Source organism: Bradyrhizobium sp. UFLA05-109 (assembly GCF_054185165.1).
The window spans coordinates 34,518-59,644 of sequence record NZ_JBBIAR010000040.1; the positions used below are offsets into that span (position 1 = coordinate 34,518).

Below are 25,127 nucleotides of genomic sequence, written 5' to 3' on the forward strand. Positions count from 1 at the left end.
ATCGGCGCGTCGGTCCGCGCGGCTCGGAATCAAGACGCATTCATGATCAGTTGGCCCAATCTCATCTCCCAGCTCTTCAACGGGCTCGCGCTCGGCGCGCTGCTCGCACTGATCAGCTCGGGCCTGACCATCATCTACGGCACTCTCGGCGTATTGAACCTCGCGCATGGTGCGATGTTCATGATCGGCGGCTACGCCGGCTTCGTCGCCTTTCAGTACACCCACTCGTTCATCCTCGCCGTCATCGCGGGCTCGCTGTTCGTGATGCTGCTCGGGGTCGCGATGGAGCGGGTGATCATCCGCCATTTCTACCGGCGTCCGCATGAAGACCAGCTTCTCGTCACCTTTGGCCTTGGCATCTGCTTCGTCGAGATCGTGCGGCTGATCTTTTCCAGCCAGTCGCAGATCGTCCCACCGCCACCCCTGTTCCAGGGCATCACCAATCTCGGCTTCATGTACTATCCGACCTATCGCCTCGCCGTGGTCGGCATCGTCGCGATCGCGCTCGGCGCGCTGTTCCTCGTGCTCTACCGGACCCGGCTCGGCATGATCGTGCGTGCCGGCATCGAGGATTCCGTGATGGTGGATTCGCTCGGCATCGATGTCTATCGCGTCTTCATGGTCGTGTTCGGCATCGGCGCGATGGCCGCCGGCTTTGCCGGCATCATCAACGCGCCGGTGGTGTCGCTGACACCTGGCGTTGGCGACGACATTCTGGTCGAGACCTTCGTGGTGGTGGTGATCGGCGGCGTCGGCTCGTTCCCGGGCGCCATTCTGGGCGGCCTGATCGCCGGCGAGATCATCAGCGTCACCTCCATGTTCAACCCCGGCTATGCCTATGTGATGCTGTTTGCTGCGATGACGCTCGTGCTCGTGGTGCGACCGCATGGCTTGCTCGGCGTGCAGGGGCGCGAATGAGAAACGCTCTGATGTCCAAGCAAGCGAAGTCCAGGCAGCTTCCCTATCTGATCGAGATCCTGACGGCGGCCGGCCTGATCGTCGCGCCCGTCGTGCTGCCTCATCTTGGCTTTGCGCCGAACACGGTGAACCGGATCCTGGTCTGGGGTCTGTTCGGCCTCGGCTTCGACATCCTGTTCGGCTTCACTGGCCTTTTGTCATTCGGTCAATCCGCCTTCTACGGCACCGGAGGCTTCGTCGCCGCCTGGCTTCTGACCCGCGCCGGCTTCGGCAACGTGCTGGGCGCGCTGATCATTGGCATGATCGCCGCGGCAGCGACCGGCTACCTCGTCGGATTGATCGCCTTGCGCCGCACCGGCATCTACTTCGCCATGATCACGGTGGCGATCGCCGAAGTGTTCTTCTTCGTCGAGTTCAATCCGCTGGCCGACTTCACCGGCGGCGAGAACGGCCTGCCGGGCGTGCCAACACCGAGCTTCAATCTCGGCTTCACCACGCTGCACTTCGCCGACGGTTGGTCGCTCTACCAGTTCATCGCGCTCTGCTACTTCATCGGCATCGTGATCGCGCTCAGGATCGTGCGCTCGCCGGTCGGCGCGATCTTCAGCGCGATCCGCGACAATCCGCTGCGTGCCACCGCGGTTGGCCACAACATCCACGGCTACAAGCTGACCGCCTTCGTGATTGCCGCCGCCTATGCCGGCTTCGCCGGCGGGCTGCTCGGCGTGCTGCAAGCCTTCATGCCGCCGGACGCGTTCACGTTCGACACCTCCGGGCAGCTCGTGATGCAGACCGCGATCGGCGGCCGCGGCACGCTGTTCGGCCCACTGGTCGGCGCCGCCGTCTGGCTGTTCCTCCAGGATTTCCTGCAGGCCGCGATGGGATTAGGCGCCGCCTGGAAGCTCGTGCTGGGCGTCGTCTTCGTGGCTTTGGTCTGCTTTCTGCGTGGCGGCATCGTCGGCGGCCTCATCGATCTCTACCGCTTCGTCACGGGCAAGCGCGCCGCCGCTCCGGCCGAGGAAGCGCCGGCAGTCGTGGACCCGCAGGCCGCGGAGGCCGAAATAGCGGAACGAGCGCCTGTCGTTCCTGCACCGGCGGGCCGCCATTCGGGTCCAATCCTTCAAGCCACCGGCCTGACCAAGCGCTATGGCGGCCTCGTCGCCAACAGCGATATCGACTTCAGCGTCAATCACGGCGAGCTGCGCGGCATCATCGGCCCCAACGGGGCCGGCAAGTCGACCTTCTTCAAGATGCTGACCTGCGAGATTGCACCGACCTCGGGCCGCATCATCTTCGAAGGCCGCGACATCACCGGACAGCGCATCGCCGACGTCTGCCAGCTTGGGCTCACCAAGAGCTATCAGGTCAACCAGCTCTTCGCCGGCCTGACGGTGCGGCAGAACTTGACGATCGCGGCGCTCGCCAAATTGCGCGGCAAGTTCCGCCTCGACCTGTTCCGCAAGCCCTCCAGCGTGAAAGGCCTGTCCGAGCAGGTGGAGCACACGCTCGCGCTGGTCAATCTGGCCGCGCGGGCCGACACGCCGGTTGCCGAGCTCGCCTATGGCGAAAAGCGCCGGCTGGAGATCGGGCTCGCGCTCGCAACCTCGCCTCGCCTGTTGCTGCTCGACGAGCCGCTTGCGGGCATGAGCCCGCGCGAGAGGGTCGAGACCGTCCGCCTGCTCAAGGCCATCGCGCGCGACCGCACCATGATCATCATCGACCACGACATGGATTCGCTGTTCGAGCTGGTCGAGCGCGTTACCGTGCTCCAGGAGGGCCGTGTGCTGCTCGAGGGCACGCCGGAGGAGATCAGGACCAACGCTGCCGTGCAGGAAGCCTATCTCGGCGGCGTGCATGGAGAGATCGCCGCATGAGCCTGATCGAGGTCAATGGCCTGAACAGCTATTACGGGGACTCCCACATCCTGTTCGACGTCGCCATGCGCGTCGAGCGGCACGAGGTCGTCGCCCTGCTCGGCCGTAACGGCGCCGGCAAGAGCACCACGTTGAAGAGCCTGATGGGCGTGGTGACGCCGCGCAGCGGCACCGTGATCTTCGACGGCACCGACATCGCCGGGCGCCGCAGCCACAGGATTGCTCGGGCCGGCATGCAGCTCGTCCACGAGGAGCGCCGTATCTTCGGCAGCCTCAGCGTCGAGGAGAACATCGTCATTGCCGGCTTCACCGCGGAGAATCGCTGGCCGCTCGATCGTATCTACGAGATGTTTCCGCGGCTGAAAGAGCGGCGCGGCAATCGCGGCAACGAGCTCTCGGGCGGCGAACAGCAGATGCTGGCGATCGCGCGCGCGCTGGTGCGCGATCCCAAGATCATCCTGCTGGACGAGCCGTTCGAAGGGCTTGCCCCCGTGATCGTCCGAGATCTCGTCAAAGCATGCGGCGATCTCGCCGCAGCCGGCCAGACCATCGTGCTGGTCGAACAGAATCTTGCGGCAACGCTGGCACTCGCCAAGCGCATCTACATCATCAACAACGGCCACATCGTGCACGAGGGGCCGGCCCAGGAATTGAAGGCGCAGCCGCAACTCCTGCAACGCTGGCTCGGCGTATGATCCGCCGTACCGGATCAACCGCCGAGCGCGGCCATCAGCCGCCTGGCGTGGTCGGCCAGCACCGCGGGATCCTCCTGTCGCGTCTGCGGCGGCAGCAATTCGACGCCTGCCCTGACCGGCATGACGTGCATGTGCAGATGCATGACCACCTGCCCGCTGGCGGGCTCACTGAATTGCTGGATAATGATGCCCTCGGCGGCGAACGCCTTCATCGCCGCGATCGCGATCCGCCTGGCCGCACGTGCCACCTCGGCAAGGTCGTCCTCGGCGATGTCCAGGATACCGCGCGCGGGCGCCTTGGGGATCACCAGGGTATGGCCGGGCGAGCGCGGCATGATGTCGAGAAAGGCCAGCACACGATCGTTCTCGTAGACCTTGAGGCAGGGAATTTCGCCGCGCAATATCTTTGCGAACACATTCTGATCGTCATAGGTCGTCATGGCTGTCACCGTGCGTTTTCGCCGATCAAACGCGACCGCTTCCGTTGACGCAAGCATGGCCATCGTCCTATCCACGTGCCAGGCAGGACAGGTCCAGCGGTGGCAGATTTCGTTCCCGGAAACAGCATCGAGAGCACGCGGCGCATTTTGGCGGCGCGGCTGAGATCGGCCGCCATCGACGAGGCCGAGATCGAGGCGCGTCTGCTCGTCGGGGCTGTGCTGGGCCTCGATCTGACCGGGCTGATCACGCAGGCGGACCGCCCGCTGACGGCGACCGAGGTCTCGCAACTCGAACGCTACGCGCAGCGGCGCCTCGTGGGCGAACCGGTCGCGCGCATTCTCGGGGCCAAGGAATTTTGGGGCCTCACCTTTCAGCTCTCGGACGCAACGCTGGTGCCGCGGCCCGACACAGAGACCGTCGTCGAGTTGGCGCTAGAGATTTTTCGCGAAAGTCCCGTCTCCGGAAGGCCGCCGCGGATCGCCGATATCGGCGTAGGTTCAGGTGCGATCCTGCTTGCGCTGTTGCACGAGATTCCGGATGCGTTCGGCGTCGGCACCGATGTCAGCCTGACCGCGCTCGGCACCGCAAAGAGTAACTCCGCAGCACTTGGTCTCGCCGACCGTTCCGCCTTCATCGCCTGCTACTACGCGGCCGCGCTCACGGGTCCCTTCGACCTGATCGTATCGAACCCACCCTACATTCCCTCGGGCGACATCGCGAATTTGAGCGTCGAGGTCCGCGACTACGATCCGCGCCTCGCACTCGACGGCGGCAATGACGGCTTCGATGCCTACCGCGCCCTGATACCGCAAGCCGCCCAGCTTCTGGCTCCCGGCGGAGCTTTGGTTGTGGAGGCCGGACAAGGTCAGACACGCGGCATTGAAACCTTGATGGTGGCTGCGGCGTTAGAGGTGGAGAGGCCGCCCAAGGCTGATCTGGCAGGCGTCTTAAGGGCCGTGTCGGCCCGAAAAATGCCCCCATAAAAGCCGGATTGGGCTGCAAAAACCTCTTGGAATATCCCGTGGGAACGACTACGTTCCGGTCAAACATCGGTGCCGGCCCCGTAGACCAACGGGCGAGAGCCGGGCTCTCAAGGCGAGAGCTGCACTGGATTGAAGGTTCCAAGCCGCAGGTCCTGTTAAGCGCGATGGCCCGTTGAGCTGCGCTGCTTTCCGACCGCAAAGTGAACGAAAGCCTGATATTGCGCTTGAAGATTTACGCAAGAAACCAGGGCTTGTTTCGGCAGGCAGAATGAATGGGTTCGCTGGCGACGGGCGCCGGCGGGTGGGGAACGCGTCTTTGTTGAACGCGAAGGTCAACGACATCGGCAGGGACCTTGGTCGGGACGTCGGCAGGGATTCGAGCCGCGCGCGGTGCGTGTGCCAAACCTGCGCCGCAGCAATTTAGGTCACTCTCAACAGCAGTAACGCGTACGAACTTTTCAAGGGCTGGAATTAAAGGCAGGACATGAGAAACGGTCAGAACAAGCAGCGGATGCGCAACCGGAACAACAACAACAACAATAACCGGCGCGGCCAGAACCCGATGACCCGGGTTTACGAGTCCAACGGACCCGACATCAAGATCCGCGGCACCGCCTCGCACATCGCCGAGAAATATCTCCAGCTCGCGCGCGACGCGCGCTCCTCCGGCGATCCGGTTGCGGCCGAGAACTACTATCAGCATGCCGAACATTATTTCCGCCTGATTGCCGCAGCGCAGGAGCAATTCCGCCAGAACCAGCAGCAGCCGCGCGGCGGTGAAGAGGTCGTCGTCAGCGACGACAGTGATGACGATGGCGAGACCTTCTCCAATTTCGGCCAGGAGCCCGGCTTCGTGCCGCAGCCCCAGCAGCAACAGCCCTATGTGCGCGACCGCGACCATCAGCGTGACCACCAGCGTGGCGAGGGCCAGCCCTATCAGCGCGACCAGCAGCAGCCGCGCGAGCATCGCGATCGCGACCGTCCGCAGCCGCAATATCAGGCCCAGCCGCAACCGCAGAACCAGCCGCAGCCGGTGATTGCCGATGCCGGCAGCGTCGATCGCCTGCCCTCCTTCATCACCGGCGCGCAGCCGCAGGTCAATGGCGGTCAGGGCGGATTCGAAGGCAGCGGTGGCGGTGAACGCTATCCGCGGCGGCGCCGCCGGCCGCATGGTCCGCGCCCCGACCGCGAGGCAGCGCCGGCCGCCGCCTCGAGCGACGATCTCGCGCCCGGCGAGTAAGCCGTAAAGTGCGCTTCGATTTATCCGAGACTGAAAAAACGCCCCGGTTCGCCGGGGCGTTTTGCTGTCAGCTCCGCGTCACCGTCGTCGAGGACGGCACCAGCACGGGTTTGAGCGATGGAATTAGCCGGGCGCGTTCGCGCTTCGCCGGGATCACGCGATAGACCTGCTTGGTCGCTTCCACGATGTGCACGCCTGCAAACGGCAGCGACAGCGCGGCACCCGCGCGCTCCCACATCAGTGCCGATTTCAACAGCCAGCCGCCGGCATAGGGCGGCATGAACAGCGCCTCGCCCCATGCCGTCGGCGTGAACCAGGTCTGGCGCAACAGGTCGGTGATCTGTGCGCGCGAATACGGCCGGCCATGGCCGAATGGCGTGTTCTCGGTGCGAGTCCACACCCCGCGCCGGTTCGGAATGATCGCAATGACGCGGCCCGACGGCGCCAGCACCCGCCACACCTCGCGCAGCAGCGCCGCCGGATCGTCGCAGATTTCGAGCGCATGGACGAGCAGGATGCGGTCAACCGCGGCATCCGGCAACGGCAGCGAGAACTCATCGACCAGAGAGGCCAGCGCAGGCCGCCCCGTCGGCCATTTCAGGACGCCCTGAGCGGCCGGCATGAAGGCGATGCAGCGCTCCGCGTCCTCGCGGAACAGGCCGAGATAGGGGGTGGGATAGCCGATGCCGAGCACCCGCTGCCCCTCCGCCTTCGGCCAACGTTCCCTGATTCCACGATTGATCAATTGCCGCGCCACGATCCCGAGGCGGCGCGAATAGAAGTCACGCAGATCAATGACATCGATGCTCATGGCCGCAATGTAACATGCGCCCGGCGGCCAGGGCGCGCGGAATATTGCGTTGCCTGCGTACCGTTAACGCCATATCTGTTTGCCGGGGCTGAGCGCGAGGGAGATGTCATGGCCACCGAAATTCGTACTTTCAACTGTTTAAACGACAATTTCGGTTATCTGATCCACGATGCGGAAACCAAGGCAACCGCCTCGATCGATGCGCCGGAAGCCGGGCCGATCCTGCAGGCGCTGGAGCGCGAGGGCTGGACGCTCACCGACATCCTGATCACCCATCACCACGGCGATCATGTCGGCGGCGTCGCCGAGCTGAAGCAGAAATATAACTGCCGCGTCGTCGCGCCGCATGACAAGACGACGAAAATTGCCAATGTCGATTTGCGCGTCGGCAATGCCGATGTCATCAAGGTCGGCAGCCTGCTTGCGCGCGTGCTGGAGACCCCCGGTCATACACTCGACCATATCTCCTACGTGTTCGACGCGGAGAAGACGGTGTTCGCCGCCGACACGCTGTTCTCGATCGGCTGCGGTCGCGTGTTCGAGGGCAACTACCCGATGATGTGGGATTCGCTCCTGAAGCTGCGGGCGCTGCCCGACGACTTCAAGCTCTATTGCGGCCACGAATACACCGCCTCCAACGTCAAGTTCGCGCTCACCATCGAGCCTGACAATCCCGCACTGCAGGCCCGCGCGGCAGAGGTGACCAGGCTCCGCGCCGAGAACAAGCCCACGATCCCCTCACTGCTTGGTGATGAGAAGCGAGCAAATGTGTTCCTGCGCGCCGATGACCCCTCGGTTGCTGCCAAGCTACACATGAAGGGTGCCGATGGCGCCACGGTGTTCGGCGAATTGCGCGAACGCAAGAACAAGTCCTGACGGGGATCGATGCCGACCGCAGCCGAGATCATCGCGCGCCTGGAGCTGAGACCGCATCCCGAGGGCGGGCATTACCGTGAGACGTTTCGCGACCAGACGACCGACGCGCAGGGACGCTCGCGCTCGACCTCGATCTACTTCCTGCTGGCGCGCGGCGAGCGCTCGCACTGGCATCGCATCGATGCGGTCGAGGTCTGGCACTATTACGCCGGCAGCCCCTTGACGCTGCGCATTGCGCATGAGGGCTGCTCGCAGCACGAGGTGCGGCTCGGCACCGATCTCGCGCACGGCGAACGTCCGCAGGCGATCGTGCCGGCAGATGCCTGGCAGATGGCCGAGACATCAGGCGAATGGACGCTGGTCGGCTGCACCGTGGCACCGGCCTTCGAGTTCGCAAAATTCGAGCTCGCGCCGAAGGGCTGGGAGCCGTAGAGCATGATCCGGAAAAGTGTGAAGCGGTTTTCCGAAAAGATCATGCTCAAACTACAACCTAAAGCGCGATGACGATTTATCCTAATCTCATCGCGCTTTAGACGCGATCGATCGGAAATCGGGTGGGAACCGCCGGTCGCACGCCCTATCACGTCGCTCCTCACAACAGGAGCGACCGATGCACGGCACTTTCGACACTTCACACATTCAGATCGAACCGGCCATTCTCTATTTCGGAACGCCTGTTGTGCTGATCGGCACGACCAATGCGGACGGGTCCTACAATCTCGCGCCGATGTCCTCGGCCTGGTGGGTGGGTTGGCGCTGCATGCTCGGGCTCGCGCGGGAATCGCAGACGACCGCCAACATGATTCGCACCGGAGAGTGCGTGCTCAATCTGCCGTCCGCCGGTCTCGTCGGCTCCGTCGATCGTCTGGCGCGGACCACCGGCTCTGATCCGGTGCCGCCGGCCAAGGCTTGGCGCGGCTACCGCTACGTGCGAGGCAAGTTCGGCGTCAGCGGATTGACCGCATTGGCGGCGGAGACGGTCGCGGCGCCGCGCGTCGCCGAATGTCCGGTGCAGATGGAGGCGAAGCTCGCGCATGTCCACGACATGGCGCAGGACGACGAGATCTTTCGCGGCCATCTGACCGCAATCGAGGTGCGCATCACGCGCGTGCATGCGCATCCCGCCATCATGATGGAGGGCGAGAATCACCGCATCGATCCCGACAAGTGGCGACCGCTGATCATGAGCTCCAGCAGTTTTATGGCCTGACGCCGGAGCGGCTGCAGCGCTCCGAGCTTGGACAGATTCCGGAAGCGATGTACCGGCCGCCGGGCTGGCGGCCTAGCGCGGCTTGACCGGCTTCCACAACAGCAAGTCCTTCGCCGCGATCAGGCCGCCACCGGCGATCAGGATCGCGGCGATGGCGATGCTGGCGCTGGCTTTGGCGAAGCCGGCAGCGATCAGGAAGGCGGTCGAGAGCAGCGGTGTTGCGTAGGACGCCGCGCCGAGCACGCGGATGTCACCGCGCTTCATGCCGATGTCCCAGGCGTAGAATGCCGCGCCCACGGGGCCGACACCGAGTGCGATCACCGAGAGCCATTGCAGCGTGGTCTCCGGCCACACCGTGGTCTCGAGCGTGGCATGCATCAATGCGGCAAGCAGCGAAGTGGCAAGGCAGAAGCCGGCGACCGCATCGGTCGGCACGGCTTTCAATCGGCGCGACAGCACCGAATAGCTGGCCCAAACGAACGCCGCAATGAAGGCGGCGATCAGCCCCGGCAACTGGCCCTGCGCAAAGCCAGACGAGTTGCCGGCGAACAGCAACACGGTGCCGACAAGGCCGAGCACGGCACCGACGACGTGATGCACGGCGAGACGTTCGCCCGGCAAGAAGGACGAAAACAGCACGATCAGCAGCGGCCATAGATAATTGAGCAGGCCCGCTTCGGCCGGCGGCGCGAAGCGCAGCGCCAGGAAATAGAGCGCGTGATAGCCGAACAGGCCACCGACGCCGACGGCCCACACGACCGGCGGCTGGCGCAGACTCGCTGCCACTCCGCTGCGGCCGATCCAAGTCAGGAGACCGACGAGGCCGCCGATCGCGAATGTCATCGCAGCGAGCTGGAACGCGGGGATCTTGCCGGTCGCGACCGTCATCACCGCGAGCAGGGACCACATCAGGATTGCTGTCAATCCGATCAGCGTCGCGGTGCGGGGAGTCATCAGCCACATACTCTCGTCATGGCCGGGCTTAGCCATCTGAAGGACGGCGTCGCTTCCGCTCGCCTATGCCCGGCCAGCCACGTGGGTTGGAGGCCGATGGTTTTAAGGCCGTGGATGCCCGGGACAAGCCCGGGCATGACGATATTATTGGTATGGCCGCGTGTGATGCTTGCGTATCACACCATGTACTGGCCACCGTTGACCGACAGTGTCGAACCTGTGATGGCGCCGGCCTCATCGGCCGCGAGGAACACCACCGCGCGGGCGATCTCTTCGGGCTCGCCCAGGCGTCCGATCGGGATCAGCGGCAGGATCGCCTTTTCCAATACGTCCTTCGGCACCGCCTGCACCATCTCGGTGTTGATGTAGCCAGGGCAGATCGCATTCACGGTGACGCCGCCCTTGGCGTTCTCGATCGCGAGCGCCTTGGTGAAGCCGATCTCACCGGCCTTCGCCGCGGAATAGTTCACCTGGCCGAACTGACCCTTCTGGCCATTGATCGAGGAGATGTTGATGATGCGGCCGAATTTACGCGCACGCATGCCCTCGATCACCTGGCGCGACATGTTGAACAGCGAGCCGAGATTGGTGCCGATCACGGCATTCCATTGCTCGAGGCTCATCTTGTGGAACGCGCCGTCCTTGGTGATGCCGGCATTGTTGACGAGCACGTCGACCGGGCCGACCTCGGCCTCGACCTTCTTCACACCCTCGGCGCAGCCGTCGAAGGAACTGACGTCCCACTTGTAGACGTTGATCCCGGTCTCGGCCTTGAACTTCTCCGCCGCCGCATCATTGCCGGCATAACTCGCCGCAACCTTGTAGCCGGCCGCCTTCAGCGCCTTGCTGATCGCAGCACCGATACCGCGCGTACCACCCGTGACCAATGCAACACGTGCCATATTGTATTCCTTCCCTCGACGTTTCCTTGGGCGCTTCTAGAGATTTGAGTGATCGTTTTTACTGACGGATTATGCGGGTGGATTGACGGACATCAAGAACAAAACGCCCGGCAGTACGCCGGGCGTTTGTCTTTAGTCGAGGCTAACGCGGTTGCGAAGAATATTTGAGTTGCAACCGCTACCCTTTTTAGCCGCGTGCAATGCACCCGTTCTCAGTCGCGTGCCACGCACATGGCGATACCCATGCCGCCGCCGATGCACAGCGTGGCGAGGCCCTTCTTGGCGTCGCGCTTCTGCATCTCGTGCAGCAGCGTCACCAGCACGCGCGCGCCGGACGCGCCGATCGGATGGCCGATCGCGATCGCGCCGCCATTGACATTGACCTTGGAGGTATCCCAGCCGAGGTCCTTGTTGACGGCGCAGGCCTGCGCGGCGAAGGCTTCGTTGGCTTCGATCAGATCGAGATCGCCGACGTTCCAACCAGCCTTCTTCAGCGCCAAACGCGAGGCCGGAATTGGGCCGGTGCCCATGATCTTCGGATCGACGCCGGCATGCGCCCAGGAGACGATTCGGGCGATCGGCTTCTTGCCTTCCTTGGCCGCCTGCTTCGCGGTCATCAGCACGACGGCAGCGGCGCCGTCATTGATGCCCGATGCGTTGCCGGCCGTCACCGTGCCGTCCTTTTCGAAGGCCGGCCGCAGCTTGCCCATCGCATCGAGGGTTGCGCCGTGGCGCGGATATTCGTCGCTGTCGACCACCACGTCACCCTTGCGGGTCTTGATGGTGACCGGAACGATCTCGTCCTTGAACTTGCCGGCCTTCTGCGCGGCCTCGGCCTTGTTCTGCGAAGCGACCGCGAACTCGTCCTGCTGAGCGCGGGTGATCTGGAATTGCTTGGCCACGTTCTCGGCGGTGTTGCCCATGTGGTAGCCGTTGAAGGCATCCCACAGGCCGTCCTTGATCATGGTGTCGACGAATTCGAGGGCGCCCATCTTGACGCCGCCGCGCAGGTGCTGGGCGTGCTGGGCCATGCTCATGGACTCCTGCCCGCCGGCGACCACGATGTCGGAATCACCGTTGACCAGCGCCTGATAGCCGAGCGCGACCGAGCGCAGGCCCGAGCCGCAGAGCTGGTTGACACCCCAAGCCGGGCTATCCACGGGGATGCCGGCCATGATCGAAGCCTGGCGGGCCGGGTTCTGGCCCTGACCTGCAGTCAGGATCTGGCCCATGATGACTTCGGAGACCCGGCCGGGCTCGATGCCACCGCGCTCCAGCGCGGCCTTGATGGCAATCGCGCCGAGGTCGTGGGCGGGAAGGGTCGCGAAGGCTCCGTTGAAGCTTCCGACCGGGGTGCGGGCGGCGCTGACGATGACGACATCGTCTGACATGGGCATCTCCTGGGGCTTGAGTTCTTTTGAAATGGGGGCAGGCAGGCGACGATAAAAGGCTCGCCAGTCTCACCCGGCATCCTGTTAACGTCGTTGCGGCATGTCAATCGGCCGAGGAGCAGATTCATGCCGCAGCGCACTCAGAATAGCGCATCTGTCGCTTTCGCACGCAAGTTTTTGCTCTGCAATTAACCGTGGCGCACAAAACGGTAGCGTGAGCCCTTTGAAAATGCTTATTTTGTTGCGTTGCGTACTCTTCCCGCCCTGCGGCATAGCCCGCCGGGTTCCCGTTCTCAGCGTTTGCAAGTGAGAGCCCATGGCGAAATCAGACCAACCCACCACAATCAAAAAATACGCGAACCGCCGGCTCTACAACACCGGAACGAGCACCTATGTGACGCTGGAAGACCTCGCCGCCATGGTGAAGGAAGGCGAGGATTTCCTGGTGTATGACGCCAAGACGGGCGACGACATCACCCGCTCGGTGCTCGCCCAGATCATCTTCGAGCAGGAGAACAAGGCCGGCCAGAACCTCCTGCCGACCACCTTCCTGCGACAGCTGATCCGCTTCTACGGCGACAGCATGCAGATGGTGGTGCCGAAATATCTGGAGCAATCGCTCGCGACGCTGACCCAGGAGCAGGAGAAATTCCGCAAGCAGCTTGCCAACACCCTGTCTGGCACGCCCTTTGCGCCGCTGGAGGAGCAGGTCCGCCGCAACATGGAGCTTTTCCAGCAGACCTTCTCGATGTTCAAGCCGTTCGCGACCCCGCAGCGCTCCGCGACGCCGGAGCCTGAGCCCGAGACCAACGGCGAGGCACCGAAGAGCGACAACATCGACGAACTGCGCCAGCAGATGAAGGACATGCAGGAGCGCCTCGAGCGGATGTCGAAGAAGGAGGAGTAGGCGCCTTCGAGGCGCGTGTCCGCGGAGGTCCCGCAGGCACGCCAAGCGTCGTTTCACGCTTGATGCACCCACAATGTCGTCCTGGCGAAAGCCAGGACCTATTACCCCCGACCATTATTGCTGCGGGCCATGCTTTCCCGGCCACCGCTGTCATTCCCCGCGAAAGCGGGGAATCCAGTACGCTGCGGCTTCTCCGTATTAGTCACCGCATCTGGAATACTGGATCGCCTGATCCCGTCTCCGCCAAGGCTCCGACGAAGCTCGCGAACTCGGCTCGCCGAAGCTTCAGCGTAGGCGGCAAGTCGGGCGATGACACCGTGGGTATGGCACACGCGTGCCTCGATCTCGTCATTGCGAGCGCAGCGAAGCAATCCAGAGTCTTTCCCCGCAGTCATTTGCCCGACGATCAGTTGCAAAATTCGCACCCGCGGTCACGGTCCGTAAACTAAGGCGTTTAAGACAATCTTCCCGGATGGCCGCTTAAGCTCCGCCTCGCCGACTACGCCCGTTCATTGTCCCGCTCCCGACGAAGCGCCCTTGCCGATGACGACGCCCAGCACGACAGAGCCGCGCGCGAGCGTCCAGCACGGGCCCGAAGCCTTGCTCGCGCTGAGCCAGCTTGCGCTCGACCGCATGGAGCAGGGTGTCTGCGTCTACGATTCCGACAACCGGATCGTGTTGTTCAACCGCCGCTACGTCGACCTCTTCGACATGTCGCCCGAGGTGGTGCGTCCCGGGACGAGCTATCGCGAGGTGCTCGCCCACAGCGCTTCGCGCGGCAACTTTCCAACGAGCGAGATCGACAAGCTCTATCAGGAGCGCGTGGCCCTGATCGCGAGCGGCAAGGCCTTCCGGACGGAGCAACGATCGTCCAGCGGACTGGTTCTGGCGCTCGATCTGAAGCCGCTCCCCGAGGGGGGCTGGATGACGATCTGCGACGACGTCACCCGTCTCGACCGACTCGAGGCGGAACTGCGCGTGCAGACCGAGCGCAGCCAGCATGCACTCACCAATATGTCGCACGGTCTCATCATGTACGACGCGCAAGGCCGCGTCGTCGTCTGCAACGAGCGGTTTCTGCGCCTCTACGACCTCGACCCCGACATCGTGAAACCCGGCGTGTCACACAGCGCGGTAATCGCGCACTGGATGTCGCGCGGCAATCTGCCCGGAATGTCCGCGGAGGAATTCCACGACAGGCGGATGAGCGATGTGCGCGCCAAGAATTCGGACGCCGTGCTCGTGATGCGCTGCGACGGTCGAATGTTGCAGGCGATATCACGGTTTCTGCCAGACGGCGGCTGGGTGACGGTGCACGAAGACGTCACCGAGCGGCTGCGGTACGAGGAGGCGCTGAAGCAGCAGAACTTCATGCTCGACGCGGCGCTGGAGAACATGGCGCACGGGCTCGCCTTCTACGACGGCGACATGCGGCTCAAGGTCTGCAACAACCGCTACCGCGAGATCTACCGGCTGTCGGTCGAGGAAACCAGGCCCGGCACGCATCTGGCCGAGCTGATCGAGCGGTCGATGGCGAATGGCGCCTTCGCATCCGAGTACAGTCCCCAGCAGATCCTGGAAGCCGCCCGCGCGCGCATCGCGAGCCGCGACGACTCGTCGATGCGGCGGAGCATGGCCAACGACACCGTCGTCTCGGTACGCTACTGCGCGCTGCCCGAGGGCGGCTTCGTCGCGACCTACGAGGACATCACCGAGCGCGAGCGCGCGGTCGAGGAGCTCGGTGAGCAGTACCGCCGGTTCGACGCGGCGCTGAACAACATGAGCCAGGGGCTGTGCATGTTCGACAGCCATCTGCGGGTCATCGTCTGCAACACGCGTTACATCGAGATGTTCGGCCTGTCGCCCGAGATCGTGAAGCCCGGTGTCTCGATGCGAGAGATCATGGAGCATAGTTGTGCGATCGGTATCAACCCGAACACGACGGCGGCCGCACTCTATGCCGACTATCTCGAGCGGCTGCGCGAGGGCGCGCACACGCTGCACCGCCATTTGAGCGACGGTCGCATCATCAAGCTCAACCACACCCGCATGTCACATGGCGGCTGGGTCGTGACCTACGAGGACGTCACCGAGCGCCACAAGACGCAGGCTCGCGTTGCGCATATGGCGCGGCACGATTCGCTGACTGACCTGCCCAACCGTGTGCTGTTCCGTGAGCAGATGAGCGAGGGCCTGAACGAGGTCGCGACCGCCGGCGGCGCGATCGCCGTGCTGTACCTCGACCTCGACAATTTCAAGACCGTCAACGATCGCCTCGGTCACGCCGCCGGCGACCAGCTGCTGTGCTGGGTCGCTGCGCGGCTGAAGGAGCAGGCCGGCCAGCACGCCACCGTGGCGCGGCTCGGCGGCGACGAATTCGCGCTGATCCAGCGCGGGCCGCAGCCGGAAGCGGCCGAAAAGCTGGCGCGCCGCCTGATCGAGATCATCGGCCATCCCCCACCGCTCGAAAATCAGTCGGTCCATGTCGGCGTCAGCATCGGCATCGCACTCGCGCCCGATCACGGGCTGGACGTTGACGAGCTGATGAAGTGCGCCGACCTCGCGCTCTATGGCGCGAAGGCCAAGGGACGCGGCGCCTATCAGATCTTCGAGCCTGCGATGGAGGAAGAGGCCCGCGCGCGGCATGCGCTGGAGGCAGATTTGCGCGGCGCGCTCGGGGGGCGCGAATTTCAACTGATGTTCCAGCCGCAGGTTCGCCTCGACACATCCGAGCTGACCGGCTTCGAGGCGCTGCTGCGCTGGAAACATCCTTCGCGCGGCATGGTCTCGCCAGCGGAGTTCATTCCGATCGCGGAGGAGACCGGGCTGATCGTTCCAATCGGCGAATGGGTTTTGCGCACGGCGTGCACGACGGCGGCGGGCTGGCCGGACATGAGCATCGCGGTGAACCTGTCGCCGGTGCAGTTCCGTTCGCACGGCCTCGTCGCAATGGTCGCGAGTGCGCTTGCGGAGGCGGGCCTTGCGCCGCATCGGCTCGAGCTCGAGGTCACCGAGACGGCCCTGCTCGATGACAGCGAGGCGACGATCGAGATCCTGCATCAGCTCCGCGCGTTGGGGGTGCGCGTCAGCCTCGATGATTTCGGCGTCGGCTATTCCTCGCTCAGCTATTTGCGCAAGTTTCCGTTCGACCGCATCAAGATCGACCGTTCCTTCGTCGGCACCCTCGGCGAAAGCCCGGAAAGCATCGCCATCGTCCGCACCATCGCCAGCCTCGGCTCGGTGCTCGGCGTCGAGACCACGGCGGAAGGCGTGGAAACCGAAGAGCAACTCGACTTCGTCCGCGCTTGCGGCTGCACCGCCGTGCAGGGATTTTATTTCGGCAAGCCATGCCCGGCCGCAGAGGTCGGCCGTACGATCGAGCGTCTGAGCGCGATCAGGCAAGTGGCGTGACAAGCACTCCGCCGCCATGCCCGGGCTTGTCCCGGGCATCCACGCCACTCCTCACACCACGGTGGCGCGTGGATGGCCGCGACACGCCCGGCCATGACGCTGTGGTTGCCTTCGGCGCCAAATCGTAAGGCTGCTACCCGGCCACGGGTACTGCGCTGTCCTGCGACGTGCCCCACGAGCGGGCGGCTGACGCTAGCCCGATCAGCCTTCCCTGGATGTAGTCGCAGCCCCAGTCACGCAGCATGCTTGCTGCTTCCTCGTCCTGCACCCATTCGGCGACGGTCTTGATGTCGAGGCGGCGCGCGAGATCGATCAGGGTCTGCACGAAGGCCCGGTCGTCGGCGGAACGGGTGATGTTCTGGACGAAGGCGCCGTCGATCTTGACGATGTCGACGCCGAGCTTGCGCAGATTGCGGAACGAGGTGTAGCCGGCGCCGAAATCGTCGATGGCGATGTGGCTGCCGAAATGCTTGAGACGACCGACGAAGGCGCGGACGTCGTCGATATCCTGGATCGCCACCGTCTCGGTAATCTCGACGATCAACCGCTCGGCAACGCCCGGATGGGCCTGCATCAGCGATTCGATCGACGCCCACCAGTCGGGATCCATGGTGGTATCAGGCGAGATGTTGAGGCTGAGCCGGACCTCGGGCGAGGCGGCAAGCTCGGCGACCACGAGCTCGAGCACGCGGTGGTCGACAAGGCGGATGAGGCCGAGCCGCTCGGCCACCGGCACGATGTCGGGCGCGAGCAGCGTCCGCCCGTCGCCCTGCTCCATCCGCACCAGACACTCATAGAATGCGCCGTCGCGGGTCGCGGCCGAGACCACCGGCTCATAGGCGAGCACGATGCGGCGATCGTTCAAGGCGGTGACGATCTCGTCGGTGACGCGGATGTTGACGCGACGCTGTGCGTCGCGCTCGGCATTCGGCCGCCAGGTGCCGAACGAGCCGGCGCGGCGGCGTTTGGCGGCGTCGAGAGTCTCGTGCGCGCGGTTGATCGCTTCGTCGGTATTGCGTGCATGGCGGGGAACGCTGACCGCGCCGATCGATGCGGTGATCGAAACCGGGCCCGACTTGGTCGGCACCACCTCGTCGCGAATGCCGGCGAGGAAGCGCTCGGCGGCGACGTTCATGTCGTCGACCGTGCAGTTCTTCAGGATCAGGCCGAACTTGTTGCCCGAGAAGCGTCCGAGCACGTCACCGCCGCGAAGCCGCGCGCGAAGGCGTTTTGCCACGTCGAGGATCACGGCGTCCGCAACATCGAAGCCGAAGGCGTCGTTGACGCGGGCGAGACGATCGATGCCGACCAGCATGAACGCCGAGGCCGAACGGAAGCGCAGGGACTCTTCGATCGCCTCGGCGAGCGCCGCGATCAGATGGGTGCGGTTGAGCTCGCCGGTCAAGGGATCGAGCCGGGCGAGCTTCGCAAGCTCCTCGTCGCGGGCGTGCCGCTCATTGTTGATGCGTACCGCGCCGACCGCACGGACCGGCCGGCCATCGGGACCTGCGAACCAGCGGCCGGTCTCCTCGATCCAGACCACGGGATCGGAGGCGCTCATGCGCACGCCGTATTCAGTTCGGTAGGACGTGCCGTCAGCGCCGTGCACGGCCGGCGACTGGGCAAGCGCGGCCGTGCGCAGCGACTGCGACGGCTCGATCAGGCGGGCGAACTCGGCGCCGGTCGCCAGCCGCTCGGCGGGGATGCCAGGGAAGACGGAGCCGATCTGCTCACCCCATTGAATAGCATCACTCGCGATATCCCAGATGAAGACGGCCTCGCCGAGGGAGGCCAGGATGTCGGAGACTTGCGGCAGGGCAGCGGTCAAGGGCGCCTCGTTTCGGGACAGCGGAGACGGACTCACGGTCCTGAGGATAGAGCGAGATTCGGCTTTGACCCTAGGCAAAGTTCATAAACAATTTGGAAACCACGTTTCGAAGCTGGCCCGGAACCAGAACGGCCCGGCCGGCATAGACCTTGCGAGTACCTCACACGCACGGCGGCCCGCGTCCCGAAACGCGACAGTCTCGCCGGATTTTGAGCCGGATTAACGGTGTTTGCGATGGTGAGTACGGATCGAGCAGAGGAAGCGGAAGGCGGCACAGAGACCGCCCTGGTCCCGCTGACCCCAACGCTCGAATGGACGCATAAAGTGGTGCTGCCGCGCCCGGACCCGAGCTTCGTCACCCAGCTCATCGCCAATGCCGAGCACCTGCCGCAGACAAGCCGGTTGCGTCGGGCGAGTCCTGCGGATGCGAGGCTGGCCTATGGCCACAGGCAGATGCTGGGAAGCGTGACCGCCAGGACGCGCCAGGTGGCGTGAGTCTCTTACCTCTCCCCGCAAGCGGGGCGAGGAGCGCACCGCCGAAGCGGCGGCGGTTCAGGCAACTCGCAAGATCTCAAATCAGCGCTGTGGCGTATCCGGCGACCCCGGCGTGCCGTTGCTCGGCTGGAGATGCGGCGAAGGGATCTCCGGCGAGGGCGAGGCTTGCGGTGCCTTCGGCGCGGGGGGATCCATCAGCACGGATTCGGCGACGGACTGCGCCGACGGCGCGGGCGCGGGTGGCGTTACGGGTACGGGCTGCGGCGCGGGCGCCATGCGCGGCTCGACGATCGGTTCATCCGCCTGCTCCTCGACCTGACGGCGGGCCTTGCGCGGTGCCGGTGCGGCCTCGGTGACATAGGCGCGACGACGCGTGCGCTGGGCGACGCCGCCGATGAAATCGGCCATCGCGAGCAGTACCAGCAGGAAAAAGATGGAGTTGCCGAATTTGGGCCACATCACGAATTCGGCCACGGCCGCGCCGAACACGATCAGCGACAGCAAATGATCCATCAGGAATTTTGCGCCGGGCCGCGCCCCCTTCACGACCTCGAGCAGCAGCAGCACGATTCCGAGCGCGAGCAGGAGATCGCCCAGCGTGACCGGCCACAGTTCGCCGGTGATCATCGGCACCTTGAACAGCACATCCGTGAAGGACACGGTGGGCATCAGGAAAACGATGATGTTGTAGACCGCGAGCGGAATGAGAAGCAGCGGGAAACCGACCATCGCGTGTGCGCCTTCCTGATCGTGACGTCCGGGCAGGACAATGCGGCGGCGAAGCGTTTGCTCCGCCGCCGTCACCGTCTTAACTCACTGATTGGCCGAATCCAGGCAGACGAAAAGTCGCCCCGCCTGTCGATACGCCGGCCTCAGGACTCTTTTTTCTTCAGGACCTGCCGGCCCTTGTACATGCCGGTCTTGAGATCAAGATGGTGCGGGCGGCGGAGCTCGCCGGAGTCCTTGTCCTCGACATAGGTCGGCTTCTTCAGCGCGTCAGCCGAGCGGCGCATGCCACGGCGCGACGGCGAGGTTTTTCTTCTCGGAACGGCCATTATCAATATCCTCTAGGGATTGGTGTTCGGGGCATCGTCCGGCCTTCCGGACGGCTCAGCACCCGCAATACGGGGCGAGCTGAATGCCGATCAAGGCCGGGCTTATAGAGGAAGGCTGTTCGTAAAGCTAGGGTTTTGGACCGGAAAAAGCGCCCGGAATGGGCTCAAAATCCGCGATTTTCCCGCCAGCAGGTCGAAACAGCCTGCGCCCGCGCCATATAGGTCACCGCCAGCCGTCGCACCCCCGGCCCCGGGGCGCGGGCGCTGCGTTTGACCGGATTTGGCAGGATCGAGGCCAAAAGTCCGGCTTCCCGGGGCGAAAGGCTGGCGGCGGACTTGCCGAAGGCATAGGCGCTGCCCGCTTCCACCCCGAACTGCCCCTGCGGCCCGAGCTCGGCGATATTGAGATAAATCTCCAGGATCCGCGGCTTGGACAGGACGAAATCGATCCACAGCGCCAGCGGGAATTCCAGGACTTTCCGGATCGGATCCCGCCCCTGCCAGAGGAACAGGTTCTTGGCCACCTGCTGGGTGATCGTGGAGGCACCGCGGAACGGCGTCCCGTCCTCCTGCGCGCCGTCGATCGCCTCGCGCAGCGCGCCCCAATCGATGCCGTGGTGCTTGCAGAAATGGGCATCTTCGGCCGCGACCACCGCGCGCGGCAAATAAGGCGACATCGCCGAAAGATCGATCCATTGCCGCTGCATCGGCGCGCCACGCAAGCTGCGCCAGGCCATCAGCGTCGAGACCGGGTGTCCGGTGCGGTAGAATGGCGCGATTGCGTAGGGCAGGAGTGCCGTGACCGTAAGCACCAGAGCCAGGGTTTTGACGATGCGAAAAATCGACCTTGTCCTGCGCCACAATGGAAGTGATGAACGGGTCCAGCGATTAAGCCTGTGATAATTCGGGCCTTTTCCAGCAGTTTTAAGGCGTTCCAAGTGATTGACGAAGCGGCTCGCATAAAGGATTGTCCGGCCGAATTTTAGTTCTGGAGCCTTTCTTGATGACCGGCACGCCCCCGTCCGATTTCGCCAAACGCCTGGACAAGACCGCTGACGATACCGAGGCCCTGCTGGCCAGGCTGTTGTCGGACGACATCCTGCCAGACGAGATCGCGCGCCCCAAGCGGCTGATGGACGCGATGCGCTATTCGAGCCTCGGCGGGGGCAAACGCCTGCGGCCGTTCCTGGTGGTCGAGAGCGCCGCGGTGTTCGGCGTGCCGCGCGAGGCTGCCCTGCTCGTGGGTGCCGCGCTCGAATGCATCCATTGCTACTCGCTGATCCATGACGATCTGCCGTCGATGGACAATTCCGACCTGCGTCGCGGTCGCCCGACGCTGCACAAGCAGACCGATGACGCCACCGCGATCCTCGCCGGCGACGGGCTGTTGACACTCGCCTTCGACATCGTCACCCGCGACGAGATCCATCGCGACGCCAAGGTCCGGCTCTTGCTCACGCGGGCGCTGGCGCGCTGCGCCGGCATCGGCGGCATGGTTGGCGGGCAGATGCTCGATCTCGCCGGCGAAGGACGCTTCGGCGATCGCGAGCCGGTCGACGTCGCGCGGCTCCAGCAGATGAAGACCGGCGCGCTGCTGCGCTATGGCTGCATCGCCGGCGCGATCCTGGGACAAGCCTCCGCGAAGGAGTACCAGGCGCTCGACGATTACGGCCGCGCGCTCGGCGAAGCCTTCCAGATCGCCGACGACCTGCTCGACGTCGAGGGCGATGCGGTAGCTCTCGGCAAGCCGTCCGGCCAGGACGCGGCGCTCGGCAAGACCACTTTCGTCACCCAGCTCGGCATCGAGGGTGCCAAGCAGCGCGTGCGCGACCTGCTCGCGCGCGCAGACGCCGACGTCTCGATCTTCGGTGATCGCGCCGCGGTGCTGCAGGCTGCCGCGCGGTTCGTGGCCGAGCGGAAGAACTAGTCCGCAGGACACGAGTTGATTGGGACAGTCCGTCAGCGGCGAACACGTCACCTCGTTCCGCTTGCGGGGCGAGGGAGCGCACCGCCGCCGCTGCGACGGTAACCTTCCGTCTCGGGAGCGATAGCTGCGATGGACAAAGACGATCCCGTCCTCATCCGCTTCCGCAAGATGTCGCGGCCCCTGCGCGTGGTGTATGCGCGGCCGCGGACCTTCATCGCGCTCGCTGCCGGCATTCTGGTCGGCCTGCTGCTGCCCGGCTCGTTCCGGCTGGTGACGCGGCTTCTGATCGGCTGGGATGCGCTGATCACGGTCTATCTCGTGCTGGTCTACAGCATGATGCTGAATCAGGACCATAGCCACATCCGCCGGGCCGCGATCATGCAAGACGACGGCCGCTTCGTGCTGCTGCTGGTGATAGCGGTGGGCGCCTTCGCGAGCATCGCGGTCATCGTTGCCGAACTCGGCACCCATCGCGGCGTCGCCGAGCTTTCGCTCGCGATTGCCACGATCGGACTCTCATGGGCCGCGGTGCACACGACCTTCGCGCTGCATTACGCCCATGACTATTACCGCCACGCCAAGCCGGGTGGCCTGCAATTTCCGAGCGGTGACGAGCACGACCACGCCGACTACTGGGACTTCGTCTATTTTTCCTTCGTGATCGGCATGACTGCACAGGTCTCGGACGTCGGCATCACCGACAAGACCATCCGCCGCACCGCGACCGCGCACGGCATCGTCTCGTTCATCTACAACACGGCGCTCTTGGCGCTGACGGTGAACATCGCGGCGAGCGCGATCGCGCCCTAATCCGCGAGGACTGGATCAGTCGCAAATCTCAGGATTGGGGTCGGCGCCATAGCCGCCGCCACCGCGATATCCGAGATGACAGCCGCGCTTGACCGGGCGGCAGATGAGGTCATTGCAATAGATCTGACCGCTGCCTCCCGAAGCGCGTCGGCCGGCCGCCGCCGCGGCGGCACCGGCCGGCGGACGCTGTTTTGCGGGGCGATCCTGCTGCTGGCCGTCATCGCGCCTGGCGGTGCTCGCGGGCTGCTTGCCGCGCTTCTTCTCGCATTCATTGTCGTCGTTCAGCACAAAGCCGTCGCCGCAGACGATTTTCGTGCACTTGTCACCGTCAGCCTTGAAGCCGTGGTCGCAGATCAGCGGGCAGACCCGCGACGGCTTCGCCCTGACCGCGTCGAGCGCATCGGCGCTTGCCACCTTCACGTCGAGCTTGGTGCCGGCATAGCGGTTGAACTGTGACAGCGAGCGCTGCGAGGCCATGTTCCAGTTGCCGTCGGCTTGCCCTGAGAAGCAGCCGACACGGCCGAGCTCGGCTTGCACCGAGCGGGTCAGATCGGCAGGTGCGTTCGGCGTCAGCGCGGCAACGTTTGTGCCGGGAGTATTGGCTTTGATGGTCGAGGCTTCGGGCGTCGCGGCCGCCAGATTGACGCGCTGCTGCTCGGCGGCGGCCGCCTGCTGCTGCGCCTGCTCCTTGGCCTTTTGCGCGGCGAGCTGTGCCTGCTCGGCGGCCTTCGCATCGGCCTCGGCCCTGGCCTGCGCATCCTTCTGCGCCCCGCTTGCTGCCAGACGATCGCGCTCGGCTTCCGCCTGCTTCGCCTTTGCGGCTGCCGCCGCGTGGACCTCTTCGGCCGCGATCTTGTCGAGCTGGAGTTTTGCCAGGCTCGAATAGAAGCCGTCGGGATGCTGGACCAGGAACGCGTCCCACGCCGCCTTGTTGCCGACCTGGAGCGCAAGCTCATAGTCGCGTCGCACCTCAGCCTGCGCATTGACGGCAGGCTGGGCGGGCGCAACAGCCGCGACCTTGGCCGGCACCAGCGGCACGTCATCGCCACCGAGCGAGCCGTAGACGAACGGCTCCTGCTTGTTGTTGGTGGTCTTCAAGACGTCGTCACGCACGAAGCCGAAAGCGCGGCGAACGTCGAGGCCCGGCGTCGTCAGATGCTTCGCCAACGCGATCGTGAACGGGCTGTTGCTGCCGTCGCCGTCCTGCGCCGTGGAGCCGGCCTTGGCCGAATAGGCGATCAACGTGTTGGGGCTGGTCGGCTCGACCTGGGCGAGGCCGCGCCCGATCCCGCGAGTAGCGAGCGTGCGCTTCATGGTTTTGCCGAAGGGATTGTCTCGGCAGGCATCGAGGATCACCAGACGGAGCTGCTTGGCCGGCTCGATCGCGACCAGGACGCGGTCGAGCGACAGCGCTTCGTCATAGACGTCGGTGTCGCGCTCGAGCTTGGCGTCGACGGGGATCAGATAGTTCGCGCCATCGACCTCGATGCCGTGGCCGGCATAATAGACCACGGCGATATCGGCATCGTGGGCGGAATCGGCGAATTCGCGCAGCGCGCGGCGCGTCTCCAGCGCCGGCAGATCGTGGCGGGCATCGACCACATCGAAGCCGGCCTCCTTCAGCGTCTTCGCGATGACGGCCCCGTCATTGTCGGAGTTCGCTAGCTGCGGCGCATTCTGGTAGGCGGAATTGGAGAGCACCAGCGCAACGCGCTTGGCGGCAAAGGCTGGCCCGACGCCGAGCAGCAGCGCGAGCGCGAGGAAAAGCGGACAAAATCTGAACAGGCTGCGCATGACGGGACTTCCAAAGCTCAAGGGAGAATTCGGCACCCTTTTGGGCCTACCTAGCAACATCCGTGTCGCCCGCTTGTGACGGAGGTCACGAACGGCCGTGCGACAGCTCGCGCGCAAAACCCTTTTCGTTAGTCTCGCCAAATGGGTAGCGGTTCGTTGGACCTGGCGCGTTTCACGCCCTCAGCCGGCTCCGACATGCCCGCGGTGCTGCGGCAGATTGTCCGTGATCTCGTACCAGGGCGCCTTGGAGCCCACGAACATGTGCGCCGTGGGGCGGATCGAGGGGTCGTCGAGCAGGGTTCCCATGGTGACATGGACCCATTGGCCCTCGCGCACCACCGAATAGAGCAAAGAGCCGCAGCGGGCGCAATGCGCGTCGTGGGTCATCTCGTCGCCAAAGATCAGCCGCGCATCCTCGCCCGCGACCACGCGGAGCTTGTGCCGCTCGATCCCCGCGAACGGCTTGAAAGCGGAGCCGGTGGTGCGGCGGCAGTCCGAGCAATGGCAATTCAGCGCATAGACGAACTCATCCGCGACATCGTACTGCACGGCGCCGCAGTAGCATTTCCCGGCAAGGCGGCGACGGCTCGTCGTGCTTGTCACGA

23 protein-coding genes and 1 pseudogene are annotated in these 25,127 nt (G+C 64.7%); 13 read left to right on the plus strand and 11 right to left on the minus strand.

The window, feature by feature from the left end; genetic code table 11:
- Positions 1-42 precede the first annotated feature (42 nt).
- The 3 genes from Q3C01_RS26880 to Q3C01_RS26890 are packed head-to-tail and all read left to right on the plus strand — an operon-like array spanning position 43 to position 3,487.
- Entirely contained in the window at positions 43-918 is an 876-nt protein-coding gene (locus Q3C01_RS26880) for a branched-chain amino acid ABC transporter permease (RefSeq protein ID WP_458148310.1), read from the plus strand.
- Positions 919-929: 11 nt separating this feature from the next.
- Positions 930-2,792 carry a branched-chain amino acid ABC transporter ATP-binding protein/permease gene (locus Q3C01_RS26885; protein ID WP_458148311.1) on the plus strand — a complete coding sequence of 621 codons (1,863 nt, stop codon included), beginning with the start codon at positions 930-932 and terminating at the stop codon, positions 2,790-2,792.
- Complete coding sequence (locus Q3C01_RS26890) at positions 2,789-3,487, plus strand: ABC transporter ATP-binding protein (RefSeq protein ID WP_458148312.1); 699 nt, start codon at positions 2,789-2,791, stop codon at positions 3,485-3,487. Before Q3C01_RS26885 ends, Q3C01_RS26890 begins: the two co-directional genes overlap by 4 nt.
- Before the next feature lie 14 nt (positions 3,488-3,501).
- Here the strand turns inward: Q3C01_RS26890 and Q3C01_RS26895 are convergent, their stop codons facing one another.
- Positions 3,502-3,927, minus strand: a complete 426-nt coding sequence (locus Q3C01_RS26895; protein WP_458148313.1) for an HIT domain-containing protein — start codon at positions 3,925-3,927, stop codon at positions 3,502-3,504.
- Between the two features lie 99 nt (positions 3,928-4,026).
- Between Q3C01_RS26895 and prmC the strand changes: the two genes are divergently transcribed.
- Positions 4,027-4,911: a peptide chain release factor N(5)-glutamine methyltransferase gene (gene prmC, locus Q3C01_RS26900; protein ID WP_458148314.1), complete on the plus strand. Its 885-nt coding sequence runs from the start codon at positions 4,027-4,029 to the stop codon at positions 4,909-4,911.
- Between the two features lie 484 nt (positions 4,912-5,395).
- A complete protein-coding gene (locus Q3C01_RS26905; protein WP_458148315.1) occupies positions 5,396-6,151 on the plus strand; it encodes a DUF4167 domain-containing protein in 756 nt (251 codons plus the stop codon).
- A 67-nt stretch (positions 6,152-6,218) separates the two neighbouring features.
- On the opposite strand, the gene Q3C01_RS26910 is transcribed toward Q3C01_RS26905, so the two are convergent.
- A complete protein-coding gene (locus Q3C01_RS26910; protein WP_458148316.1) occupies positions 6,219-6,962 on the minus strand; it encodes a methyltransferase domain-containing protein in 744 nt (247 codons plus the stop codon).
- Positions 6,963-7,070: 108 nt separating this feature from the next.
- Between Q3C01_RS26910 and gloB the strand changes: the two genes are divergently transcribed.
- From gloB to Q3C01_RS26925, 3 genes and pseudogenes are all read left to right on the plus strand, one after another.
- Positions 7,071-7,838: a hydroxyacylglutathione hydrolase gene (gloB, locus tag Q3C01_RS26915; protein ID WP_458148317.1), complete on the plus strand. Its 768-nt coding sequence runs from the start codon at positions 7,071-7,073 to the stop codon at positions 7,836-7,838.
- Between the two features lie 9 nt (positions 7,839-7,847).
- Positions 7,848-8,270, plus strand: coding sequence for a cupin domain-containing protein (locus Q3C01_RS26920; RefSeq protein WP_458148318.1), 423 nt, complete (start codon positions 7,848-7,850; stop codon positions 8,268-8,270).
- 178 nt (positions 8,271-8,448) lie between these two features.
- A pseudogene (locus Q3C01_RS26925) lies at positions 8,449-9,134 on the plus strand (flavin reductase family protein).
- On the opposite strand, the gene yddG reads toward Q3C01_RS26925, so the two are convergent.
- The 3 genes from yddG to Q3C01_RS26940 form a co-directional block, all read right to left on the minus strand.
- Complete coding sequence (gene yddG / locus Q3C01_RS26930) at positions 9,121-10,002, minus strand: aromatic amino acid exporter YddG (RefSeq protein ID WP_458148319.1); 882 nt, start codon at positions 10,000-10,002, stop codon at positions 9,121-9,123. The pseudogene Q3C01_RS26925 and the gene yddG sit on opposite strands and share 14 nt — an antisense overlap.
- A gap of 176 nt (positions 10,003-10,178) precedes the next feature.
- Positions 10,179-10,904, minus strand: a complete 726-nt coding sequence (phbB, locus tag Q3C01_RS26935; RefSeq protein ID WP_458148320.1) for an acetoacetyl-CoA reductase — start codon at positions 10,902-10,904, stop codon at positions 10,179-10,181.
- A gap of 212 nt (positions 10,905-11,116) precedes the next feature.
- On the minus strand, positions 11,117-12,295 hold the full coding sequence (locus Q3C01_RS26940; protein ID WP_458148321.1) for an acetyl-CoA C-acetyltransferase: 1,179 nt from the start codon (positions 12,293-12,295) through the stop codon (positions 11,117-11,119).
- Positions 12,296-12,611: 316 nt separating this feature from the next.
- On the opposite strand from Q3C01_RS26940, the gene phaR reads away from it, so the two are divergent.
- Both phaR and Q3C01_RS26950 read left to right on the plus strand, forming a co-directional pair.
- Positions 12,612-13,202, plus strand: a complete 591-nt coding sequence (gene phaR / locus Q3C01_RS26945; RefSeq protein ID WP_458148322.1) for a polyhydroxyalkanoate synthesis repressor PhaR — start codon at positions 12,612-12,614, stop codon at positions 13,200-13,202.
- Positions 13,203-13,745: 543 nt separating this feature from the next.
- On the plus strand, positions 13,746-16,613 hold the full coding sequence (locus Q3C01_RS26950; protein ID WP_458148323.1) for a PAS-domain containing protein: 2,868 nt from the start codon (positions 13,746-13,748) through the stop codon (positions 16,611-16,613).
- A 133-nt stretch (positions 16,614-16,746) separates the two neighbouring features.
- Here Q3C01_RS26950 and Q3C01_RS26955 read toward each other — a convergent pair whose 3' ends face one another.
- The gene (locus Q3C01_RS26955; RefSeq protein WP_458148324.1) at positions 16,747-18,441 is read right to left on the minus strand and encodes a putative bifunctional diguanylate cyclase/phosphodiesterase; all 1,695 of its coding nucleotides are present in this window, start codon (positions 18,439-18,441) and stop codon (positions 16,747-16,749) included.
- Positions 18,442-18,675: 234 nt separating this feature from the next.
- Between Q3C01_RS26955 and Q3C01_RS26960 the strand changes: the two genes are divergently transcribed.
- Positions 18,676-18,936: a hypothetical protein gene (locus Q3C01_RS26960; RefSeq protein WP_458148325.1), complete on the plus strand. Its 261-nt coding sequence runs from the start codon at positions 18,676-18,678 to the stop codon at positions 18,934-18,936.
- Positions 18,937-19,017: 81 nt separating this feature from the next.
- On the opposite strand, the gene Q3C01_RS26965 is transcribed toward Q3C01_RS26960, so the two are convergent.
- The 3 genes from Q3C01_RS26965 to mtgA form a co-directional block, all read right to left on the minus strand.
- A complete protein-coding gene (locus tag Q3C01_RS26965) occupies positions 19,018-19,665 on the minus strand; it encodes a hypothetical protein (protein WP_458148351.1) in 648 nt (215 codons plus the stop codon).
- A gap of 143 nt (positions 19,666-19,808) precedes the next feature.
- Positions 19,809-19,991 carry a 50S ribosomal protein L32 gene (gene rpmF, locus Q3C01_RS26970; protein ID WP_024509484.1) on the minus strand — a complete coding sequence of 61 codons (183 nt, stop codon included), beginning with the start codon at positions 19,989-19,991 and terminating at the stop codon, positions 19,809-19,811.
- A gap of 164 nt (positions 19,992-20,155) precedes the next feature.
- Positions 20,156-20,833: a monofunctional biosynthetic peptidoglycan transglycosylase gene (mtgA, locus tag Q3C01_RS26975; RefSeq protein WP_458148352.1), complete on the minus strand. Its 678-nt coding sequence runs from the start codon at positions 20,831-20,833 to the stop codon at positions 20,156-20,158.
- A gap of 161 nt (positions 20,834-20,994) precedes the next feature.
- Here mtgA and Q3C01_RS26980 point away from each other — a divergent pair, with 161 nt between their 5' ends.
- Positions 20,995-21,918, plus strand: coding sequence for a polyprenyl synthetase family protein (locus Q3C01_RS26980; RefSeq protein ID WP_458148326.1), 924 nt, complete (start codon positions 20,995-20,997; stop codon positions 21,916-21,918).
- 129 nt (positions 21,919-22,047) lie between these two features.
- Positions 22,048-22,728 (plus strand): DUF1345 domain-containing protein, encoded by a 681-nt coding sequence (locus tag Q3C01_RS26985; protein WP_458148327.1) that lies wholly within the window; start codon positions 22,048-22,050, stop codon positions 22,726-22,728.
- 15 nt (positions 22,729-22,743) lie between these two features.
- On the opposite strand, the gene Q3C01_RS26990 is transcribed toward Q3C01_RS26985, so the two are convergent.
- Both Q3C01_RS26990 and Q3C01_RS26995 read right to left on the minus strand, forming a co-directional pair.
- Positions 22,744-24,522 carry a caspase family protein gene (locus Q3C01_RS26990; RefSeq protein WP_458148328.1) on the minus strand — a complete coding sequence of 593 codons (1,779 nt, stop codon included), beginning with the start codon at positions 24,520-24,522 and terminating at the stop codon, positions 22,744-22,746.
- A gap of 180 nt (positions 24,523-24,702) precedes the next feature.
- A complete protein-coding gene (locus tag Q3C01_RS26995) occupies positions 24,703-25,125 on the minus strand; it encodes a GFA family protein (RefSeq protein ID WP_458148329.1) in 423 nt (140 codons plus the stop codon).
- Positions 25,126-25,127 lie beyond the last annotated feature (2 nt).

Bases quoted from the DNA above. Each gene is read 5' to 3' on its own strand.
- Q3C01_RS26895 (WP_458148313.1), bottom strand. From the start codon at position 3,927: ATGACGACCTATGACGATCAGAATGTGTTCGCAAAGATATTGCGCGGC.
- Q3C01_RS26905 (WP_458148315.1), top strand. From the start codon at position 5,396: ATGAGAAACGGTCAGAACAAGCAGCGGATGCGCAACCGGAACAACAAC.
- Q3C01_RS26940 (WP_458148321.1), bottom strand. From the start codon at position 12,295: ATGTCAGACGATGTCGTCATCGTCAGCGCCGCCCGCACCCCGGTCGGA.
- Q3C01_RS26885 (WP_458148311.1), top strand. From the start codon at position 930: ATGTCCAAGCAAGCGAAGTCCAGGCAGCTTCCCTATCTGATCGAGATC.
- phaR (WP_458148322.1), top strand. From the start codon at position 12,612: ATGGCGAAATCAGACCAACCCACCACAATCAAAAAATACGCGAACCGC.
- Q3C01_RS26920 (WP_458148318.1), top strand. From the start codon at position 7,848: ATGCCGACCGCAGCCGAGATCATCGCGCGCCTGGAGCTGAGACCGCAT.
- Q3C01_RS26890 (WP_458148312.1), top strand. From the start codon at position 2,789: ATGAGCCTGATCGAGGTCAATGGCCTGAACAGCTATTACGGGGACTCC.
- gloB (WP_458148317.1), top strand. From the start codon at position 7,071: ATGGCCACCGAAATTCGTACTTTCAACTGTTTAAACGACAATTTCGGT.
- phbB (WP_458148320.1), bottom strand. From the start codon at position 10,904: ATGGCACGTGTTGCATTGGTCACGGGTGGTACGCGCGGTATCGGTGCT.
- rpmF (WP_024509484.1), bottom strand. From the start codon at position 19,991: ATGGCCGTTCCGAGAAGAAAAACCTCGCCGTCGCGCCGTGGCATGCGC.
- yddG (WP_458148319.1), bottom strand. From the start codon at position 10,002: ATGACTCCCCGCACCGCGACGCTGATCGGATTGACAGCAATCCTGATG.
- Q3C01_RS26965 (WP_458148351.1), bottom strand. From the start codon at position 19,665: ATGGTCGGTTTCCCGCTGCTTCTCATTCCGCTCGCGGTCTACAACATC.
- Q3C01_RS26990 (WP_458148328.1), bottom strand. From the start codon at position 24,522: ATGCGCAGCCTGTTCAGATTTTGTCCGCTTTTCCTCGCGCTCGCGCTG.
- Q3C01_RS26985 (WP_458148327.1), top strand. From the start codon at position 22,048: ATGGACAAAGACGATCCCGTCCTCATCCGCTTCCGCAAGATGTCGCGG.
- Q3C01_RS26980 (WP_458148326.1), top strand. From the start codon at position 20,995: ATGACCGGCACGCCCCCGTCCGATTTCGCCAAACGCCTGGACAAGACC.
- Q3C01_RS26950 (WP_458148323.1), top strand. From the start codon at position 13,746: ATGACGACGCCCAGCACGACAGAGCCGCGCGCGAGCGTCCAGCACGGG.
- Q3C01_RS26880 (WP_458148310.1), top strand. From the start codon at position 43: ATGATCAGTTGGCCCAATCTCATCTCCCAGCTCTTCAACGGGCTCGCG.
- Q3C01_RS26960 (WP_458148325.1), top strand. From the start codon at position 18,676: ATGGTGAGTACGGATCGAGCAGAGGAAGCGGAAGGCGGCACAGAGACC.
- Q3C01_RS26910 (WP_458148316.1), bottom strand. From the start codon at position 6,962: ATGAGCATCGATGTCATTGATCTGCGTGACTTCTATTCGCGCCGCCTC.